The sequence below is a fragment of the Bacillus haikouensis genome, from assembly GCF_013179555.1.
In the GTDB taxonomy this organism is placed as follows: domain Bacteria; phylum Bacillota; class Bacilli; order Bacillales; family Bacillaceae_B; genus Rossellomorea; species Rossellomorea haikouensis_A.
Genome location: NZ_JABMCR010000588.1, coordinates 1 through 842, shown reverse-complemented (window position 1 = coordinate 842; position 842 = coordinate 1). Strand labels below are relative to the sequence as shown.

General features: G+C 45.0%; 1 protein-coding gene. It reads right to left on the bottom strand.

Translation table 11 applies throughout. The features are described from left to right. Positions 1–447: 447 nt before the first annotated feature. On the bottom strand, positions 448–842 hold a 395-nt coding region (locus HP456_RS24475; protein WP_172255870.1), incomplete at its 5' end, for an ACT domain-containing protein.

Sequence of the window (842 nt, the reverse complement as noted above, 5' to 3'; positions counted from 1 at the left end):
GTTTTTTAATGAAGTCATATGGATGAGAATGATGAGGCTGGGACAAAACGAATAAACCACGACATTAAAGACGAACAATTTCAGTGTATGTTCTTAATACCGCTAATGATTTCCGTGCAAGACTTCGCTTTCCGCGGGTATCTCGTGAGCCTATTCAGGAAGCCTGCGGGGCCTCACTTGTCTAGCTGCAGGGCTTAGATGCATATGTCATACTGATTCGTTTTTTGCCACCCGCCTCTGAGCAAAGCCCTTCCGCTTTTCTAATAAGCTATTCTTCCCGAGGGAGTCTTCGTCTTGCACTCCACTCAATCGCTGGAAAGAGCTAAAATCTAAATGTACATTGAACAAAATAAAAACCCGAACTAATTTGCGCAAATTAGTTCGGGTTTTATTTAGGCTAAAACACTTTTGCCCAACCCTCGCTTTTTTTTTCGAATTCAGGATGATTTAATCCTCCAACAGATACGATGCATATGTCCCGATCATTTTCACTTCACACCCCAGTGCCTCCATCTCGCTGACAGCTCCAGGGAGCAGCACCTCGTCCATCCCATGTGCAACATCGATCAAGAAGAAATAATCCCCCAAACCAGTCTTCAACGGCCTGGATTCGATCTTGCTTAAATTCAGCTGCCTCCAGGCAAACGCGGAAAGAACCTGATGGAGCGCACCTGAACGGTCTTTCGGAAGAGTGACCATCAGCGTCGTTTTTTCCCCGCTCTTTTCATGGGGGAGTTCAAGTGAATCGTGTTGGTTGTGAAGTACAATGAAACGTGTGTGATTATATGCAAAATCATGGATATTCTCTTGGACGATCGTTAACCCGTATTCTTGTGCAGCCA